Annotated in this window: 1 protein-coding gene; it reads left to right on the top strand. The window is 74.9% G+C overall.

Annotated features, from left to right (window positions below; translation table 11 throughout):
- On the top strand, positions 1-801 hold an 801-nt coding region (locus G3I71_RS44990), incomplete at both ends, for a DUF5979 domain-containing protein (RefSeq protein WP_164324680.1).

Raw genomic sequence — 801 nt, 5'->3', positions numbered from 1 at the left:
GACGCAGACCGTCACGAGCCCGCGCTCGTACAACGACGGCGAGTGGCACCACGTCGTCGCCACGCAGGGCGCCTCCGGCATGACGATGTACGTCGACGGCGTGCCCGTGGGTGCGCGGTGCGACGTCACCGAGACCGGCGAGCCCGGCAGCCCCGGCGAGACCACGCGGTCCGGCACGATCCGGCTCGAGGTCGACGCGCCCGCGGGTGCGGACGGCGCCGTGCCGGCCGCGCAGGTCGCGACGCTCACCAACACGTACGCGTTCGGCGGGCTGAGCGTCACCAAGCGCGTCGACTCGACCGCGACCGCGGGCCTCGAGGGGTCGTTCACGTTCGCGCTGACCTGCACCGCGGCCGGCACGGGTGCGCCCGTGACGTTCGACGGCGCCGCCGCGCTGACGTTCACGCTCGCCGACGGCGAGACGTTCACGGCCCCTGACGAGGTCATCCCCGCCGGCGCGACGTGCGCGCTGACCGAGACCGACAGCCGCGGCGCCGACCGCGTGCTGCTCGTCGGGGACGGCGTCGTGCCGACCGGACCGGGTGCGGCCGACGTGACCGTGGGCGCCGACGGTGCGCAGGTCGAGGTCGTCAACGGGTTCGACGCGGGCGTGCTCGAGGTCCGCAAGGTCGTCGACGGCGCCGGTGCGGCCACGTGGGGCGCGGGTGCGTCCTTCGGGTTCTCCGCGGTCTGCACGTACGACGGCCGCACGGTGCTCGACGAGTCGTTCGACCTGCTCGCGGGCGCGCTGCGGACGTTCGGTCCGTTCCCGGTCGGCACCTCGTGCGCCGTGCTGGAGAC

The sequence above is a fragment of the Streptomyces sp. SID12501 genome, assembly GCF_010550245.1.
GTDB lineage: Bacteria > Actinomycetota > Actinomycetes > Streptomycetales > Streptomycetaceae > Streptomyces.
This window is presented reverse-complemented; position numbering and strand designations above follow the sequence as displayed.